The sequence below is a fragment of the Geotoga petraea genome (genome assembly GCF_900102615.1).
Classification (GTDB): Bacteria; Thermotogota; Thermotogae; order Petrotogales; family Petrotogaceae; genus Geotoga; species Geotoga petraea.
The window spans coordinates 296,464-314,227 of record NZ_FMYV01000002.1 but is presented as its reverse complement, the minus strand read 5'-3'; the positions used below and the strand labels follow the sequence as shown (position 1 = coordinate 314,227).

The 17,764-nt window shown below is 28.9% G+C and carries 19 protein-coding genes; 17 read left to right on the top strand and 2 right to left on the bottom strand.

Annotated features, from left to right (window positions below; genetic code table 11):
* Positions 1–7: 7 nt before the first annotated feature.
* The 16 genes from fliG (at position 8) to BLS00_RS03740 (ending at position 15,172) form a co-directional block, all read left to right on the top strand.
* Positions 8–1,018 (top strand): flagellar motor switch protein FliG, encoded by a 1,011-nt coding sequence (gene fliG / locus BLS00_RS03815; RefSeq protein ID WP_091402969.1) that lies wholly within the window; start codon positions 8–10, stop codon positions 1,016–1,018.
* Positions 1,011–1,712 (top strand): hypothetical protein, encoded by a 702-nt coding sequence (locus tag BLS00_RS03810; protein ID WP_091402968.1) that lies wholly within the window; start codon positions 1,011–1,013, stop codon positions 1,710–1,712. The genes fliG and BLS00_RS03810 overlap by 8 nt, the downstream gene beginning before the upstream one ends.
* Positions 1,699–3,030: a flagellar protein export ATPase FliI gene (gene fliI, locus BLS00_RS03805; RefSeq protein ID WP_091402966.1), complete on the top strand. Its 1,332-nt coding sequence runs from the start codon at positions 1,699–1,701 to the stop codon at positions 3,028–3,030. The genes BLS00_RS03810 and fliI overlap by 14 nt, the downstream gene beginning before the upstream one ends.
* Before the next feature lie 117 nt (positions 3,031–3,147).
* Positions 3,148–4,422 (top strand): carbohydrate ABC transporter permease, encoded by a 1,275-nt coding sequence (locus BLS00_RS03800; RefSeq protein ID WP_167848977.1) that lies wholly within the window; start codon positions 3,148–3,150, stop codon positions 4,420–4,422.
* Between the two features lie 11 nt (positions 4,423–4,433).
* Complete coding sequence (locus tag BLS00_RS03795) at positions 4,434–6,668, top strand: carbohydrate ABC transporter permease (protein ID WP_091402961.1); 2,235 nt, start codon at positions 4,434–4,436, stop codon at positions 6,666–6,668.
* A gap of 9 nt (positions 6,669–6,677) precedes the next feature.
* Positions 6,678–6,998 (top strand): hypothetical protein, encoded by a 321-nt coding sequence (locus tag BLS00_RS03790; RefSeq protein WP_091402959.1) that lies wholly within the window; start codon positions 6,678–6,680, stop codon positions 6,996–6,998.
* Complete coding sequence (locus BLS00_RS03785; RefSeq protein WP_091402957.1) at positions 6,949–7,722, top strand: class I SAM-dependent methyltransferase; 774 nt, start codon at positions 6,949–6,951, stop codon at positions 7,720–7,722. Before BLS00_RS03790 ends, BLS00_RS03785 begins: the two co-directional genes overlap by 50 nt.
* On the top strand, positions 7,719–8,642 hold the full coding sequence (miaA, locus tag BLS00_RS03780) for a tRNA (adenosine(37)-N6)-dimethylallyltransferase MiaA (protein ID WP_091402954.1): 924 nt from the start codon (positions 7,719–7,721) through the stop codon (positions 8,640–8,642). The genes BLS00_RS03785 and miaA overlap by 4 nt, the downstream gene beginning before the upstream one ends.
* A complete protein-coding gene (gene hfq / locus BLS00_RS03775) occupies positions 8,626–8,859 on the top strand; it encodes an RNA chaperone Hfq (protein WP_091402952.1) in 234 nt (77 codons plus the stop codon). Before miaA ends, hfq begins: the two co-directional genes overlap by 17 nt.
* A gap of 32 nt (positions 8,860–8,891) precedes the next feature.
* A complete protein-coding gene (gene hflX, locus BLS00_RS03770) occupies positions 8,892–10,109 on the top strand; it encodes a GTPase HflX (protein ID WP_167848973.1) in 1,218 nt (405 codons plus the stop codon).
* Positions 10,110–10,111: 2 nt separating this feature from the next.
* Complete coding sequence (locus tag BLS00_RS03765; RefSeq protein ID WP_091402948.1) at positions 10,112–11,101, top strand: M23 family metallopeptidase; 990 nt, start codon at positions 10,112–10,114, stop codon at positions 11,099–11,101.
* An 81-nt stretch (positions 11,102–11,182) separates the two neighbouring features.
* On the top strand, positions 11,183–12,391 hold the full coding sequence (gene metK / locus BLS00_RS03760) for a methionine adenosyltransferase (RefSeq protein ID WP_091402946.1): 1,209 nt from the start codon (positions 11,183–11,185) through the stop codon (positions 12,389–12,391).
* Positions 12,392–12,412: 21 nt separating this feature from the next.
* Complete coding sequence (gene rpsT / locus BLS00_RS03755; RefSeq protein WP_091402945.1) at positions 12,413–12,700, top strand: 30S ribosomal protein S20; 288 nt, start codon at positions 12,413–12,415, stop codon at positions 12,698–12,700.
* Between the two features lie 51 nt (positions 12,701–12,751).
* The gene (gene trmB / locus BLS00_RS03750) at positions 12,752–13,684 is read left to right on the top strand and encodes a tRNA (guanosine(46)-N7)-methyltransferase TrmB (RefSeq protein ID WP_167848972.1); all 933 of its coding nucleotides are present in this window, start codon (positions 12,752–12,754) and stop codon (positions 13,682–13,684) included.
* A complete protein-coding gene (locus BLS00_RS03745) occupies positions 13,685–14,659 on the top strand; it encodes an NAD(P)H-dependent glycerol-3-phosphate dehydrogenase (protein WP_091402942.1) in 975 nt (324 codons plus the stop codon).
* Between the two features lie 78 nt (positions 14,660–14,737).
* Positions 14,738–15,172, top strand: coding sequence for a hypothetical protein (locus BLS00_RS03740; RefSeq protein WP_091402940.1), 435 nt, complete (start codon positions 14,738–14,740; stop codon positions 15,170–15,172).
* Between the two features lie 37 nt (positions 15,173–15,209).
* Here BLS00_RS03740 and BLS00_RS03735 read toward each other — a convergent pair whose 3' ends face one another.
* The gene (locus BLS00_RS03735) at positions 15,210–15,707 is read right to left on the bottom strand and encodes a transcription repressor NadR (RefSeq protein WP_091402939.1); all 498 of its coding nucleotides are present in this window, start codon (positions 15,705–15,707) and stop codon (positions 15,210–15,212) included.
* Positions 15,708–16,979 (bottom strand): MFS transporter, encoded by a 1,272-nt coding sequence (locus BLS00_RS03730; RefSeq protein ID WP_091402937.1) that lies wholly within the window; start codon positions 16,977–16,979, stop codon positions 15,708–15,710.
* Between the two features lie 148 nt (positions 16,980–17,127).
* On the opposite strand from BLS00_RS03730, the gene BLS00_RS03725 reads away from it, so the two are divergent.
* Positions 17,128–17,757, top strand: coding sequence for a flavodoxin family protein (locus BLS00_RS03725; protein WP_091402936.1), 630 nt, complete (start codon positions 17,128–17,130; stop codon positions 17,755–17,757).
* Positions 17,758–17,764: the final 7 nt, after the last annotated feature.

Below are 17,764 nucleotides of genomic sequence, written 5' to 3'. Positions count from 1 at the left end.
ATTAAAAATGGCTGACAATAAAGAATTAAATGGAATTAAAAAATCTGCTATTTTATTAGTTTTAATGGGCACTGAAAATGCTGGAAATATATTAAAAAAATTAGATGATGATGATGTGGAACAATTGACATTAGAAATAGCAAATTTAGAAAATGTTGATGAAAGTTTAAAAGAATCTGTAATGAATGAATTTTTTGAATACGCACAAGTTAAAGAGTTTATAAACAAAGGCGGAGTTGATTATGCAAAACAACTTTTAGAAAGAGCGTTTGGCCCTGAAAGAGCAATGGAAATAATCGAAAGATTAGTTTCAAACTTACAGGTAAAACCATTTGACTTTTTGAAAAAGGTTGATATAACTCAAATGGTTAATGTGTTACAAAATGAACATCCTCAAACAGTTGCTTTGGTATTATGTTATTTACCACCAAGTACTTCATCACAAATCATAGCTAACTTGCCTGAATCATTTCAGGTTGACGTTATAAAAAGAATTTCTGTTATGAATTCTGCAACACCGGATATAGTAAAAGAAGTGGAATCAAAAATGAAAGACAGATTATCTTCTTTTACTGTTCAAACATTTTCTCAAGTTGGTGGTATAGAAGTATCGGCTGAAATAATGAATAGTATAGATAGAGTAGTGAGTAAAAATATTTTTGATAGACTTTCTGAAAGGGATCCTAAGCTTTCTGAAGAAATTAGAAAAAGAATGTTTGTATTCGAGGATATTATTAAACTTGATGATAGAGCGGTTCAGAGAGTTCTTAGAGAAGTTGATCAAAAAGATCTTACGCTTAGTTTAAAAGGCGCTTCTGATGAAGTAAAAGAAATCATATATAAAAACATGTCAAATAGAGCTTCGCAAATTATAAAAGAAGAATTAGAATTTATGGGCCCAGTAAGAGTTAAAGACGTAGACGAAGCTCAACAAAGAATCGTATCTGAAATCAGAAAGCTTGAAGAATCAGGAGAAATTATAATTTCTGGTGGTGGAGGAGAAGATTTAATTGTTTAATAAAAGGATAATTAACAACAAGTACGTGGTTCTCGACTCTCCCATAGATATAAATAATGAAGAGCTAAAAGAGTTAAAAAACGAATCTGATGAAATTAGCGAAGAAATTTTAAAAAAAATAAAAGAAGCGAATGAGAATGCAGAATCTATAATTAATAAAGCTAATAAAAAAGCTGAAGAAATTATACAAGATGCAAAAAAACAGACAGATGAAATATATGAAATCAAGAAAAAAGAACTTGAAGAAAATTTTCAAAAAAATTATGAAAATCAGCTTGAAGAGCTAAAAAATTATATTAATAATAGTATTGAAAATGTACAATCACAGATAGATTACTTTATAGAGAATACAAACGAATTTTCTGTTGCAGCTATTAAAGTCATTATAAGAAAATATTTGGAAAACGAAATATTCAATAAGCCCCAATGGATTAATCTTATATTACAAAAATTGAGAAATAAATTGAGTACTTATAAAAAAGTTCTTTTAAAAATGAATTCAAAAATGTCTGAAAAATATGGTCACATTTTTGAAGGCATGATGTCTGACTCTTTTATCATAAAAGAAGATGATTCATTAAAAGAAAATGAAATTACAGTTGAAACAGAAATGGGAGTTTATGAAATAGAACCAGAATCTTATATAGAAAATATAATGCAATCATTAGAGGAGTCTTTTAATGAAAATGATTGAATTTAAAAAAGTTTTGGATAGTTTTGAAGAGAAAATTGAAGAAAAACCTTATTTATCACTTGAAGGAAAAGTTTCAAGAATAGTAGGAGTTACCATTGAGTCAACAGGGCCGGATTCAGCAGTTGGAGATTTATGTAAAATAAAGTTGAAGAATGATAAAGAAGCGTTGGCTGAAACAGTAGGTTTTTCTGATAACAAAGTTTTATTGATGCCTTTTGAAGATATAAGTGGGCTATATGTTGGGGCTCCTGTAAAAAAAGTCGGACATAATGTTAGTATCAAAGTAGATGATTCTGTTTTAGGACATGTTTTGGACGGGCTTGGTAGACCTATAGATGATTTAAAAATGAACGCAAAAGATAATGTTAATTTATATAATGATCCACCAAATCCGTTGTTGAGAAAAAAAATTGAGGAACCTATTTCCGTTGGAGTTAAAGCTATTGATGGTCTGTTGACTTTAGGCAAAGGTCAAAGAATAAGCATTATGGCTGGTAGCGGAGTAGGGAAGAGTACTTTATTAGGAATGATTGCAAGGAATACCGAAGCGGATATTAATATTATAGGCCTTATTGGCGAAAGAGGAAGAGAAGTTAGAGAATTCATTGAAAGGGACCTGGGTGAAGAAGGTTTAAAAAAGTCAATAGTTATTGTATCTACTTCTGATCAACCTGCTCTCATGAGAGTGAAAGCACTGTTAACTGCAACTTCTCTAAGCGAATATTTTAGAGACAAGGGCTATAATGTTATGCTTATGGTTGACTCTTTGACGAGGTGGGCAATGGCCCAAAGAGAAATTGGATTATCTATTGGAGAACCTCCCGCTACAAGAGGTTATACACCAAGTGTTTTTGCAAATTTACCTAAAATACTCGAAAGAGCAGGTAATTCGTCGAAAGGCAATATGACAGCAATTTATACAGTTTTGGTAGAAGCTGACGATATTAATGATCCTATTGGAGACACGGTAAGAGGTATTGTAGATGGGCATATTGTTCTTTCGAGAAAACTTGCGGATGCGTCTCATTATCCAGCTATTGAAATTTTGGGAAGTATATCAAGGCTTATGACAACAGTTTCATCAAAAGAACATATAGAAGCTGCCAGAAATATCAAAGAAATTTATGCAATATATCAAGATGCAAAAGATTTAATTGATGTAGGAGCTTACAAAAAAGGATCAAATCCAAAAATAGATAAATCTATAGAACATATAGAGGAAATAAACCAATTCCTAACTCAGCTTACCGATGAAAAATTTACTTATGAAGAAACTCTTAAAACTATGTTAGATATCAATGAAAAAATAAAATCATAAATATTTAAGGCCTGGGGGGTAAATTCAATGGGAATTCCTGCAGAGTATAGCATTCTTCTTATTACTTTTTTAATCATTGCAATTTTGTTGATTTTAAAAAGAGTTTTTAGATCGACCTTGAAGCCTGTGAATTACAGAAAAGCTAGAGAAAGTATTACAGCTTATCTATATTTATTACCAGCATTTGTAGTTCTGTCAATATTTATTTTTTGGCCAGTTTTTTATTCTTTTTTCTTAAGTTTTTTTAAATGGGATTTTCAAACACAGGGAAACCCTATTTTTATTGGTTTTGATAATTATACAAGATTATTCAAACTTGATAACCCAATAGAAATGTCTTTTGATGTTGCATTTTTTAATACTTTATTAATTGTAATGGTTTTTATATTTTTAATGCATTTTTTGTTAGATATGAAAAAAATACAAAATAAAAAATATAAAAATGCAATAAAATATGGATCTTTTATAGGAATAGCAGGCCTTATATTAACAAGCTTTTATTCCACATTTGGAATAATTGCATCGATTATTTTATTGGTAATTTATACGGTATTGTTAGCAAAAAGGTTTATTTTGAAAAGCCCAGATAAGCTTATGGCCCGATTATTTATATTTGTAAGTGTTTTTATTTTTGCAAAATTGATAGGAGTAAATGAAATATTTGCTTACATATCCCAGGCAAAACAAGAAGCTGATTTTGTCAAAGCTCTGTGGAATACAGCTTATTATGTTATTTTATCAACCCCGATAACAATCTTCTTTGCACTTATAATTGCTTTGTTATTGAACAATCAAATAAAAGGTAAAACATTTTTCAGAACAATTTATTTTATCCCCTTTGTAACCAGTGTTGTCGCTGTTTCTTTAGTTTGGCAATGGATATTTAATGACAACGGTTTATTGAATTATATCCTTTCAATGTTTGGTATAGATAGAATTTTGTGGTTAAAAGATGAAGCATATACTATACCAACAATAGCGATAATATCTATATGGAAATTAGTTGGATATTACTCAGTTATATTCTTGTCAGGTCTTCAAAATATAGACAGAAGTTACTACGAAGCAGCAGAAGTTGATGGTGCTAGTTTTACGCAAAAATTCAAATTTATAACTTGGCCATTATTATCCCCTACAACATTTTTCATATTGATCGTTTCTATGATTAACGCTTTCAAGGTGTTCTCTGAAATATTTGTACTTTATTCTGGAATGCCAGGGCCATATAATAATAGTGGTTTGACTGTTGTTTATTATATTTACGATAAATTCTACAGCCAACAACGTATGGGACAGGCAAGTGCTGCAGCATATGTTTTATTTGGTGTAATTCTTTTATTTACGTTTATTCAGCTAAGAACCGGTAATAGAAGAGTCCATTATGATTCATAAGGGGGATAAAAATGACATATAATAACTTTCTTAAATTTTTAACAAAAATAATTATATATATATTAGTTGCTGGTGGGGCTTTTATTATGATTTTGCCTTTTGCATGGATGATTATGACTTCTTTAAAAACCGATGGAGAAGTAAATTCATGGCCACCAACCTGGACATCTAAAAACTTTTTATCGGAAAGAGAACTGAATGTTGAAGTTACACCTTCTACGATTTCAACAAGAGGGACATTGAATCTTTCTGAGTTTAGATCTTTATCAAATAACAAGAGATTTGATGAAAATAAAATTGTTTATTATATAAATGATGATGCAGTTAGGAGAGGAACGATTTCATTAAATTATGATGATATTGATTATGCTTCAAAAGAGGATTTACAAATAATATATGATGAAATTGACGAAATAAAAAAGGATTTTGATCTAACGCCTACTTTAAAAGGCATATTAGAATACGAAGAAAAAAGTGTAGAAAGTTTTGAAAAAATCTATTTTAAATTATATTCAAAAACAGATGGTTATTTCAAAAAAACTTCTATTGGCAATTCAATTAAGTCGGATATTAATTCAGCCATAAGGTTTATAGATAATATGATAAATAACAATATAAATAGATTACCATATCTAAGAACTTCAGAAAATACCCCTGCTTCACAAAAAGAATATATCGAAAATAGGAAAGACTATTTAATAAACTATCTTAATTCTTTGAAAAATGAATTGGAATCAATGAAAAACTTTTTTGACGAAAATTCTCGTGGAATAGGCATAATAAAACAAGATGAAGCCAGTTTATTCCTAAATAAATTGAATGATTATTTATCTATGGTTGAAATTTTTGATGAAGACGATATTTTATATAGAGCTAATAGCCTAATAATGAACAATCTTCAAGAACCGTTTGCACTAAATTTTAATTCATTAAAAACATTTGATAGAATTACAAGTTCTTTTAATAAAATACAAAAAAATAATATTGATAAATTGAGTATTTCATTCAAAGTTCCAACAACGCAAATGATGTATGAAAATTTTATTGAAGCCTTAGAAAATTCAGATTTTAATCCTCAATTAAAAGAATTAGTTTTAAATTTAGTTGAAGAATCTAATATTGAATCTTTAAAAGACTTAGTTACAACAGAAATTGAAAATGAAATGATTGATCAAATATCAAATAATTTGGCAGATGAAAGTTCAGAGGTCTCAATATATGGTAATATATTGAGAAACTTATCAGAAAACGAAGGTAATTTAGAAAATTATAAATACATTCTTTCTTTAAACAATGCCCAATTTTTAGAAAATCAGTTACCTGAAAAAAAAGAAGAATTAGAGAGAATTTTAGGGATGAGGAAATCTTACGATCATTTTATAAATGAATTTTCAAGTTTTTACAGTGATTCCACTTCTGAAGCTAAAATTATTGAAAAAAACCAATATGTAGATAAAATTTTATATAAAGAAAATTCTAAAATAGAAATATATCTGAACGGAATTATTTCGAGTTGGTTATTAGATGAAAATCCAGCCTCGAATGCTGAATTTAGCTTTTCAGAGGTATTCAAAAATATATTTCAAAATTATGTAACTGCATGGAATGCAGCACCATTTTCACAATATTATATAAATACTGTTTTAATGGCTACTACAACAACCGTATTTGAAATTATAATAGCAAGTATGGCTGCTTTTGCTTTTGCAAAGCTAAACTTTTGGGGTAAAAATTTGATTTTTACCATTTTTCTTGCTACTATGATGGTACCAGGTGAAGTTCTTTTGGTACCCAATTATATAACTATATCAAGATTTCAGTGGTTAGACAGTTATTATGCTTTAATTGTTCCATGGATCGTAAGTGTATTTGCTATCTTTTTATTAAGGCAACAATTTATGACTGTTCCGAATGATCTTTGGGATGCAGCGAAAATAGATGGTTCTTCTTCTTGGAGATTTCTTTGGACAGTTATGGTGCCTCTGAGCAGACCAGCAATATTAACAGGTGCTTTGCTTAAGTTCGTTGGTTCTTGGAATGCATTCTTATGGGTATTAATAGTTACAAAAAGTCCAGAAATGAGAACACTAGCTGTAGGACTACAAACATTTAGAAGTGAATCTGGTGAAATATACAACTTATTGATGGCTGCTTCAACATTTTCTATGATTCCAATTGTTATTATATTTATCTTTCTTCAAAGATACTTTGTTGAAGGAATTGCAAAGAGTGGTCTGAAAGGATAAGGTGATGACATGCCTTACGTAAATTTGAATAGTTATGATAAAAAAGAAAACAAACAAAATAAAAACAATATAAAAAAATCTTTTATTATAATAATTTTGATTATTATATCTTTTTTAATATTTCAAATAGGCAGACAGTTTTATTTATTTACAGTTTTAGAAAAACAATACAAAGAATTAAAGGCAAAAGAAGTTAAACTCCAAAATGAATATAATGAAAAATACGAAATATTAAAAAATTTAGAAAAAAGATTAGAAAAAAGAGGAGTCGGAATAAAAGGTGACACATTCTATCAAATGGATCTTCACAACTTCCCACAAACCAAATAAAGAACAAATTGATAAAGCTTATAAACTATCAAAAGAATATAAATCAAAATACAGGAATAGAAGACATATTAGAGATATTGACAAGGAAAATGGAATGTTTATAGTTGAAAGAGATTTTACTGTAAAATTTGCCGATAAAAATAGTGAAATTTTTTATCACCCTTCTATATCTAAGATAAGATATAACAACTATGAATCTTCAGAAAACGATTATTTGATAAAAACAATAGATGCAACTCCTGAAGCAACTGTTTTAGATTTGACCATGGGATTAGGAAGCGAAGCTCTATTTATGGCTAATTATGTTAAAGAAGTTACTGGAGTAGAAGCTTCTTTCCCTTTATATTTAGTTGTTAAAGAAGGATTGAATAATTATAATTTTAAGCAAGAATGGATGAAAAAAGCTTCAAAAAAAATTAAGATCATTAATGATAATTATAAAAATATTTTAATGAATATTGAAGATAACTCCTACGACGTAGTTTATTGCGATCCTATGTTTGAAAATCCACAAATGAAGTCTTCGCCACTTAATTCCATAAGACAGTTAGCTGTATATGACAAGATTTCACAAGAAGATTTTGAGCATATGGTGAGAATAGCTAAAAAAAGAGTTGTTATAAAAGCAAGAGAAAATGATAGTTTGTGGGATAAATTTACTTTTGATGAAAAAGTAGGGAGCAAAAATAGTGGAGTATATTTTGGTGTGATAAAAATAAAATGATACCAATAATAGTAGGCCCTACTGCGGTTGGAAAAACTGAATTAGTCTTAGATTTAGCCAAAAAATTAAATGGGGAAGTTATAAATTTAGATTCAAGACAAATATATAAATATATGAATATTGGAACAGCAAAACCGAATGTAAAGGAATTAAGGAGAGTAAAACATCATTTGATTGATTTCGTCGATCCAAAAGATCATTATTCATCCTTCGAATATAAGTCTGATTTTATCAAAGTTTATGAAGAAATTAAAAACAGAGATAAAATACCTATTGTTACAGGCGGAACTGGGTTTTATCTTGATTCATTAATAAAACCACTTATAAAAGTTGGTTCTGATTATGGTCTTAGAAATTATTTAGAACGTATAGAAACTCAAGAAAAAGGGTCATTAAGAAAAATTTTAGAGAAAATTGATCGCAAATCTTTTTTAAAAATACATGAAAACGATTTAAAAAGAATAGTAAGAGCTATCGAAATATTTATCTTAACAGGTAAAAATAGAAATCAATTAAAAGATGAATCTAAACCTGTTTTTAAAGAATATAAAATTTATGCTTTGAATAGAGATAGGAAAGAATTACATAAAAGGATCAACCTCAGAGTAGAAAAAATGATTGAACAAGGTTTAGTTGAAGAAGTTCAAGATTTATTGAATAAAGGTATTAATGAAAAATTAAATTCAATGAATTCAATTGGATATAAAGAAATTATAGAATATATTAAAGGTAAAAAATCTTTAGAAGAAGCCAAAGAAGATATAAAAACAAACACAAGAAATTATGCACGAAGGCAAATTATTTACTTTAGAAAGTACAAAGATATAAAATGGTTGGATATGACATCCAATTCCAAAGGAAAAATTATAAAATTTATTATTAATGATTTAAGGGGGATTAAAAATGCCGGAAAAATTTAACTTGCAAGACAGATTTTTAAACATTTTGAGAATTAACAAAGTTGAGGTTAAGATTTATTTTGAAGGAGGCTTTAAAACATCTGGATTTGTAAAATCTTTTGATAATTATACAATTTTACTTGAAAAAAATGGAGAACAATCATTAGTTTATAAACATGCTGTAAAAATGATGGTACCAGAAAAGTATATCAAACTTTTCCAAGGGAATGAAAACTAAGAGGTGGTAACATAAAAGGTTTAATAATAGCGGTGAAAAAACACTATGAAGATATTGAAAAAGATTTAAATGAATTGAAAATATTATGTGAAAACATAGATATAGAAGTTGAAAATATTATAACTCAAAATAAAGAAAAACCAGATAAAACTTATTACATAGGTTCTGGTAAGATTTCTGAAATAAAAGACTTTACAAAAGCTTATGATACGGATATCGTTGTTTTTTATAACAATATTTCAAATTCTCAAAAAAGAAATATAGAAAAAGAAATAAAAACAGAGATAATTGATAGAAATGAAGTGATTCTTGAAATATTCAGAAAAAATGCCAGGACAAAAGATAGCAAATTAAAGGTAGAGTTAGCTCAATTACAATATGAATTACCAAAGTTAATTGGGAAAGGGAAGGATATGTCAAATACCGGAGCAGGTATCGGAACTTTAGGACCGGGTGAGACGAAACTGGAAACAGATAGAAGAAGAATATATGACAGAATAAATTTTTTAAAAAAGCAAATAAAAGAAGTAGATAAAAATCATGAAACCTCGTCTAAAAAAAGAGAAAATGGAGATTATCCGTTGATATCTATAGTAGGATACACAAGTGCAGGGAAGTCTACTTTTCTGAAGAATATATCAAAAGATGAAAAAATATATACTTCAGAAAATCTTTTTTCAACTTTGTCTCCATCTCTTAGAAAAGTTTCTTTTCCATGTGGTTTTACCGGTATTTTTTCTGATACTGTTGGGTTCATTAAAAATTTACCTAAAAATTTATTTGATTCTTTTAAATCGACTTTAAAAGAAGTAATAAAGTCGGATTTGATAGTTCATATTGTTGACATATCAGATGAAGTATATGAAAAAAAAATAAAGGCTGTAAACAGCATATTGGAAGAAATAGAAGTTAAAAATATACCATTATTACTGGTGTTTAACAAAATAGATAAAATATCTGAAGAAAAATTGAATGAAATGAAAATATTGTATCCAAATGCGTTTTTTATTAGTTCAATAAAAGAAAATTCAACAAGAGAATTTTTATTAAAACTTGAAAGTAATTTAGATATTATAGAAGATATATCGATAGAAAAAATAAAAATTAATTTTAAAGATATGTGGAAATTATATGAATTTTCTGATAAATACGGTATTTTAGAAGAAAAAGATGAATTTAATTATTCTATAAAAAGATTAGTAGCTAAAAACTATATCCTAAACTCATTAAAGAAAAAACTGGAGGAATAATTGTGAAAAAGCTATCCATACTATTAATGATGTTGTTTTTTATTACAACTATATTTTCTGCTATATTTGAACCACCAATCAAAAACTCTTATATAACTTCTTCGTTTGGAGAGTATAGAGGAACTGGTAACAATCCCCATTATCACCTTGGTATTGATTTTTCTACATTTTATAGAGAAAACGTAGATGTTTACTCTGCTTCTCAAGGTTACCTTAAAAAAGTGTGGATAAACGATCCAATATATGGAAATGCTTTATTTGTAAACCATCCAGATTCAAATTTAACAACTGTTTATGCGCACTTAAATGAATTTAATGATAGTATCATGAAATATGTTGATTTAGTTAAGGAAGATTTTCAGGGTTCTACGGGGAGAATAGAAATTGTTTTTCCAGAAAACGAATTTCAAATAAAATCCGGTGAAATCATAGCTTATTCAGGCAGTACCGGAGAGGCATTAGCTCCTCATCTGCATTTTGAAGTTCGAGAGCAAACTGCAGCTGGTGAGGTAGTATTAGATGCGTTAGAATTTATTAATTATAAAGAAGAAAGAACAAAAATATTAGAGTTATTAGAGGTTAGAAATTCAACAGGTAATTATACAATAAACCAAAATGGTGAAACAATAGTTGAATTTACAGGGAGTTACCCAAAAATAGACGTTAGAGTCAGAGAAAAATTAGGACAAAATTCAACTATTTTACCGAAAAAAGTTTCTTTGTTCATAGATGGAAATTTGGTTTATAAAGTAAGTTTTTCAAAAGTCTATTTTGAAAATGCTTATAATCCGTCACCAATATATGGATATGGGTCTACTTCAACTATTTATTGGTTAAAAATGTATTCAGATAATAACGAAAACTTGATAATTACAGATAACAATCTTTCTAGATATATTAATTCTAATTTTGCTGAATATAATGGAACTATTATATTAGAAGATTTTTGGGGAAGCTCTAAAGCATACAAAATTAATTTTATTAAGAAATAACTTAACATAAAAACAAAGAAATTTAACACTTTTTATTGTAAAATAGATATTGGAATTTATAACAACTAAGGGGGACAGTAGATGAACAAAAGACTTTTTACAAGTGAAAGCGTTACTGAAGGTCATCCTGATAAAGTAGCCGACCAAATTTCCGATGCAATACTTGATGAAATGTTAAGTAAAGAAAGTGAACAAAATAGAATAAATGCAAGGTCAGCTGTTGAAACAATGGTAACTACAGGCGTGGCAATAGTAGCCGGAGAAATGAGAACAGATGCATATGTTGATATTCCTAAAATAGTAAGGCAAACAATATTAGATATTGGATATGACAACCCTAAGTATGGTTTTGACGGAGAAACTTGTGCCGTAATGGTTAGCATAGATGAACAATCAGCAGATATAGCTATGGGTGTAGATGAAAACCTTGAAACAAAAGAAGGTTCAGCAACAAAAGAAATCTTTGATAAAATAGGTGCTGGAGACCAGGGTATAATGTTTGGTTATGCAACAAATGAAAATAATGATTATATGCCTACTCCAATTTCTTTATCTCATAAATTAGCTAGGCAATTATCTGTAGTTAGAAAAGATAAAACCTTAGATTATTTAAGACCAGATGGAAAGACACAAGTAACTGTAGAATATGACGAGAATAATAAACCAATAGCAATAGACACAGTATTAATTTCTACACAACACGAAGAAGGCGTTACCAGGGATCAAATGTCAAAAGATTTAATAGAAAAGGTAATTACCCCAGTTATTCCAGAAGGTCTTTTGAATAAACACACAAAATATTTAATCAACCCTACTGGTAGATTTGTATTAGGCGGTCCTCAAGCTGATGCAGGTTTAACCGGGAGGAAGATTATTGTTGATACATATGGTGGTTGGATAGCCCATGGAGGAGGAGCCTTCTCTGGAAAAGATCCAACTAAAGTTGACAGATCTGCACATTATATGTCCAGATATGTTGCTAAGAATTTAGTTGCAGCAGGTGTTGCCGATGAAGTGATGATTCAATTAGGATATGCAATTGGCGTTGCGCATCCAGTGTCTCTACTCATCGATACCAAAGGGACTGCAAAAGTTGATGAAGAAAAGATCGTAAAAGTTGTAAAAGAGTTATTTGATTTCAGACCAGGAGCAATAATTCATAATTTGAATCTACTCCAACCTTTTTACAAAAAATCGGCTGCTTACGGTCATTTTGGAAGAACAGATGTAGAATTCCCTTGGGAAAGACTAGATATGGTACAAGAAATAAAAGCTGCATTAGGGCTTTAAGAATTCAAGGAGGTAGGTTAAGTGCCAAATACTAAATCAGCAAAAAAAAGAGTTTTGCAAAACGAAAAGAGAAGAATGAGAAACAAATCGGTAAAAACGAGAATTAAAAATCAAATTAAGGTATTAAAATTGAAAATGGAAACAGAAGGTACCGAAAGAGAAGACTTATTAAATGAATTAAGCAACACATTCAAAGTAATTGATAAAGCTGCTTCAAAAGGTATTATACATAAAAGAACTGCTTCAAGAAAAAAATCAAGATTGCATAAACATGTTAAGGAATATTTAGGCGAAGTAGCACCAGAATAATATTAATCAACCCCAGCTAAGCTGGGGTTTTTTCAAATAATGGAGGGTAAAATGACTGTTTCTCATTTAAAATATATGATCACACCACAAAAATATAAACAATTACCAATGGACTTGAACGAAATTTTTGGAAATAAAAGAAGAGTCGTTGTGGAAATTGGGTTTGGTGGTGGTGAATATCTTGTAGCCATGGCAAAAAAAAATCTTGAAACGAATTTTATTGGGATTGAAACTTCTTTAACGGCTTGTGATAGAGCTCAAAAGAAAATATATAATGAAGGCTTAAAAAATATTAGATTGATAATAGGAGATGCAAGGTTTTTATTAAAAGAAATATTTTCACATGAATCAATATCTAAAGTCATAGTAAATTTTCCATGCCCTTGGCCTAAAAAAAGGCATAAAAATCGAAGGATTTTTGTTGAATACTTTAGAAACACTTTAGCTTCTTCTTTAAAAGAGGGAGGATATTTAGAACTTGCTACAGATGTTGAGTGGTATGCTGAAGAGGTAAAAGAATATTTTTCAAAAGATCAAAGATTTGAAGTTGAAAATATTGAAAAAAACTTTAAAAGAGAAATAAAAACAAGATATGAAAAAAAATGGGATAAAATGGGAAGAGATAAATTTCTTATAAAGATAAAAAAAGTTAAAAGTGAAGAGATTCAAAGATTATTAAAGGAGCAGGAAATCATGCCACATCAAAAAATAAAAAATCTATCCAAAGAAAAATTAGAGAGTATTATTAATGAAGAATTTAACACTGTATCAGGTAAAACAATTATAAGAGAGAAATTTGAAAATGATGAAAAAATTATTTTGAGATCCATTACTGTTGAAAAAGAATTAACTCAAGAGTATTATATAGAAATAATTAAAAGAGATGATGAATATTTAATTAAATTAGACCCTATGACCACTCCTTTTAGAACTCCTGGTGTTAAAGAAGCTATAAAAAAAATAGCAAATAAGGTGGCGATTTAAATGAATATTTCCATATTGGGTTCTGGTTCATGGGGAACTTCGATGGGAAAAGTTTTGGCAAATAATGGTCACAGTGTCAAAATATGGACAAGAGACGAAAAAGTAAAGAATAATATAAATAATGGAGAAAATCCTCATTTTCTTCCCGGTATTACTTTACCCAAGAATTTAATTGCTACTACCGATATTAAAAAAGCTACAGATAAAACAGAAGTTATTGTTTTGGCCGTTCCTTCTCAAGCTGTAAGAAGTGTTATAGAAAAGATTGATTATAAAGATCAAATTATAGTTAATTTATCTAAAGGAATTGAAATTAATACTGGTTATTTGATCAGTGATGTAGTAAAAGATGTTTTAAAATCAGAAAACTATTTTTCTTTAAGTGGGCCATCTCATGCAGAAGAAGTGGCAAGAGATATTCCAACAAGTGTGGTATTAGCTGGGAAAGAAGATAAAAATATTAAAAAAATTCAAAAGGAATTTTCAAATGTTTCTTTTAGGATATATACTAACCCAGATTTAAAGGGAGTTGAAGTGTCTGGAGCAGTAAAGAATATTTATGCTATTGCTGCTGGAGTAATAGATAGTATGGGTAATTGGGATAATACTAAAGCTGCTTTAATAACAAGGGCTTCTGTTGAAATGACAAGAATCGGTAAATACTTTGGAGGCAAGAAAGAAACTTATGCTGGATTAGCTGGAATCGGTGATTTAATTGTTACTTGTACATCTCAACATTCCAGAAATAGATATTTTGGTGAACAATTAGGAAGAGGTAAAAAGCTTGATGAAATACTTGAGAGTATGAATATGGTTGCAGAAGGTATTTATACAGTGAAAGCAGTCCATAATATTGCTTTGAAAAATAAAATTGAAATGCCAATAGCTCAAAAGCTTTATGAAGTGATATACAATGATATTAATCCCAAAAAGGCAATTCACGAATTAATGACAAGAAACTTGAAATCAGAATAATTAATATTTTTATTATTACATAATAAACAACAATTAATAAAAGAGTGTTATAATACAATCAAAAATAGGAGGTTTTGTATGCAAATAAGTATAGAACAAATTATACAAGTTATATTAGCTAAATTGGAAAACATTGAATTATCTTTAGAGGACATAAAATTTAGGTCAAACGTTGCTGTAAGAATATTGAGAGATAATGATATGTTGAACCAAGAAGATGTAGAAAAAGCTGTTAAAGAAGAATTTGAAGCTTTAAAACAATTAGATGAAGAAAGAGATGAAGCATCAGAAGCTCAAATAAAACAAGTTAGTAAAGGTATTATTCAATGGGCTGATAATGATCTTGAGGAAATGAAAGATAGAATTAAAAAATATCAAGATCAAATGAAAGAGATGATTGACAATGAAAACTCAAAAGCAGATATATCTGTTGCTCCTTCAAATTTTATCAATCAATTAGACAGTAACAAGAAGAAAAATGGAAAAGGATCAGGAAATATTATAATGCCATAAAAAAGCTGGATTTTAATCCAGCTTTTTTGATCTATATTTACTTAACTAAAATTCCTAAATCATCGAGTTTTTGCTTTATGTTAACAAATGACTCTTCACTATCAATCTCAATCCTATGTAAATGCAATCCATCATTAATAATTGCAAGAGGTTTAGAATTTTTTATTTTAGCCATAAAAATCTCTATATCAATTTGATTTTCTAAACCAAGATTTCCTGTTAATTCTCCATAAATAGGATGTTCAACAGTTATATCTAAAACTTTTCCACCATTTTCAACAATTGTCTCAAGCTCTTTTCTGATTTGGTCTTCAGTGTGTTTAACTGCGATAATTTTTATATTTTTATTAGACTTGAGTTTATAACCTGCATGTGTTGAAATAATATCTATTCCTTCTGCTTTTAATATGGCGATATCTTTAACTATAACTTGCCTAGTTACAGAAAACATTTCTGCAAATTCATTACCAGTTATTGCCCTTCCATTCATTCTAAGTAATGACATTATTTTATGTCTTCTTTCCTCAGAAGTCAATTAGGATACCTCCTTATTTTTGGTTTCAGGAAGAGATATATAATTTGATATACCAGTTATTATAAATAAGATCGAAATTCCTATTAAACCAACATAGATCATATCTTGACTTAAAAAATATGAAGTGTAAAATGGGGCAATAAATCCAGCTAATCTTGTTAAAGCGGCAGATGAACCATTTGCAGCACCTCTGAACTTGGTTGGATATAATTCTGGCGTATAGGCATATGTTAATCCCCAGGCCCCCATACAAAAAATAGAAACAATTAAGCTGGAAACTATTACCATGCTTGGTGAACTTGAAAAAGCAAAAAACAAAGCTGAAAGAGATGTACCAAAAGTAAATAATAACAACGAAGGTTTTCTGCCTATTTTTTCAATCAAATATGCAGATAATAAATATCCTGGCAGTTGAGCTAAAAACATGTAAAATGTAAACCAATCCGATTGAACTAAAGATATTCCTTTGCTCAACAAAATGCCTTTAACCCAAATAAATATACCGTAGTATCCAAAACTCATTGTAAACCATAAAAGATAAATGTTTAAGGTTCTATTCAAATATTTTTTTGTGAATAGATTTAAAAAAGATACTTTCTTAGATTCTTCTATTTCTATATTTTCTGTTATTGAGTAGTTAAACTGCTTCTTAAATATTTCTAATTTATTGTTAACTATGAGATATTTTGGAGATTCTGGGATTTTTAAAAGAATAATTAAGGGTATAACTCCTATTACTAATGATACATAATCCAATTTCCAATCTATATTAGCTCCAAAAATAAGGTGTATTAAACCAATATATATACTTCCAAATGCCCAACTTGTTTCGAGGTAAACCAAATATTTTCCTCTTATTCCTACAGAAAGAAATTCTGTTAAATAAGCATTTAAACTAGGTAACAAACCACCAAATCCAATTCCAGATAAAATTCTAACTATAATGAAAGTCTCTGGAGAATTTGTAAAGTATACAAGAAATGCAAAAACAACACCTTGAAAAAGAAATAAGATTGAAGTTTTTTTTCTACCTATTAAATCAGATACATTCCCCGCAATTAATGCCCCAAAAAACATTCCGATAAAAGTTGAAGAGGCTAATAAAGAAGATAATTGAACAGACAAGTTCCATTCTTGAGATATTGGACTAATAGTAAAAGACATAATCATAACATAAGCAGCAACTAAAGCCCAACCAAAGGATGTAGTGAACAATAATTTTCTCTGTAATTTTTTATCTACCACGTTTTCTACCAAGTTATCTAAAGTCATATTTTCCCTCCTGTATATACAGTCTATACAAAATTATTATAACATAATAAATTCTATTGTCAATATTTTATTAAAATATTTTTTAGGTGTTGACTTTGTTTGATTTTCGAAGTAACATTTAAATAGAGGTTTTAAAGGAGTTGATTTTGTGAAAGTTATAGCAATAAATGGAAGTCCGCATAAAAAAGGAAATACGTTTGAAGCTTTAAACATAGTTCTCGAAGAGCTTAAAAATGAGAATATAGATAGCGAAATTATTCATGTAGGTAACAAGAAAATATCTGGATGTTTAGCTTGTAATGATTGTTTTAAAACAAGAGACGAAAAATGCATTTTAAAAGATGATATAGTTAATGAAAGCATTCAAAAGATGAAAGCTGCTGAAGGAATACTATTAGCTTCATCTGTTCACTATGCTTCAATTGCTGGCAATATGAAAGCTTTTTTGGATAGAGTATTTTATACTTCAGGAGCAAACAAAAATTTATTTAGACATAAAGTTGGAGCTGCGTTGGTTGCAGTTAGAAGAGCGGGCGGGTTGCCAGCTTTTAATGAACTAAACAATTATTTGAACTATTCAGAAATGGTTATTCCAACCTCAAATTATTGGAACGTTATATATGGTGCAAAACCAGGAGATATTCATCAAGATGAAGAAGGAATTCAAATAATGAGAATACTTGGTAAGAATATGGCGTGGTTATTGAAGGTAATTGACCAATCGAGAATAAATAAGCCTGAAGTAGAAAGAAAAAAATCTACTAACTTTATTAGGTGAGTGATAA

Coding starts and splice junctions, on each gene's coding strand:
- hfq (WP_091402952.1), top strand. CDS start 8,626: ATGCCGGAAAAATTTAACTTGCAAGACAGATTTTTAAACATTTTGAGA.
- fliI (WP_091402966.1), top strand. CDS start 1,699: ATGAAAATGATTGAATTTAAAAAAGTTTTGGATAGTTTTGAAGAGAAA.
- BLS00_RS03790 (WP_091402959.1), top strand. CDS start 6,678: ATGCCTTACGTAAATTTGAATAGTTATGATAAAAAAGAAAACAAACAA.
- fliG (WP_091402969.1), top strand. CDS start 8: ATGGCTGACAATAAAGAATTAAATGGAATTAAAAAATCTGCTATTTTA.
- trmB (WP_167848972.1), top strand. CDS start 12,752: ATGACTGTTTCTCATTTAAAATATATGATCACACCACAAAAATATAAA.
- BLS00_RS03740 (WP_091402940.1), top strand. CDS start 14,738: ATGCAAATAAGTATAGAACAAATTATACAAGTTATATTAGCTAAATTG.
- metK (WP_091402946.1), top strand. CDS start 11,183: ATGAACAAAAGACTTTTTACAAGTGAAAGCGTTACTGAAGGTCATCCT.
- BLS00_RS03795 (WP_091402961.1), top strand. CDS start 4,434: ATGACATATAATAACTTTCTTAAATTTTTAACAAAAATAATTATATAT.
- BLS00_RS03745 (WP_091402942.1), top strand. CDS start 13,685: ATGAATATTTCCATATTGGGTTCTGGTTCATGGGGAACTTCGATGGGA.
- miaA (WP_091402954.1), top strand. CDS start 7,719: ATGATACCAATAATAGTAGGCCCTACTGCGGTTGGAAAAACTGAATTA.
- BLS00_RS03730 (WP_091402937.1), bottom strand. CDS start 16,979: ATGACTTTAGATAACTTGGTAGAAAACGTGGTAGATAAAAAATTACAG.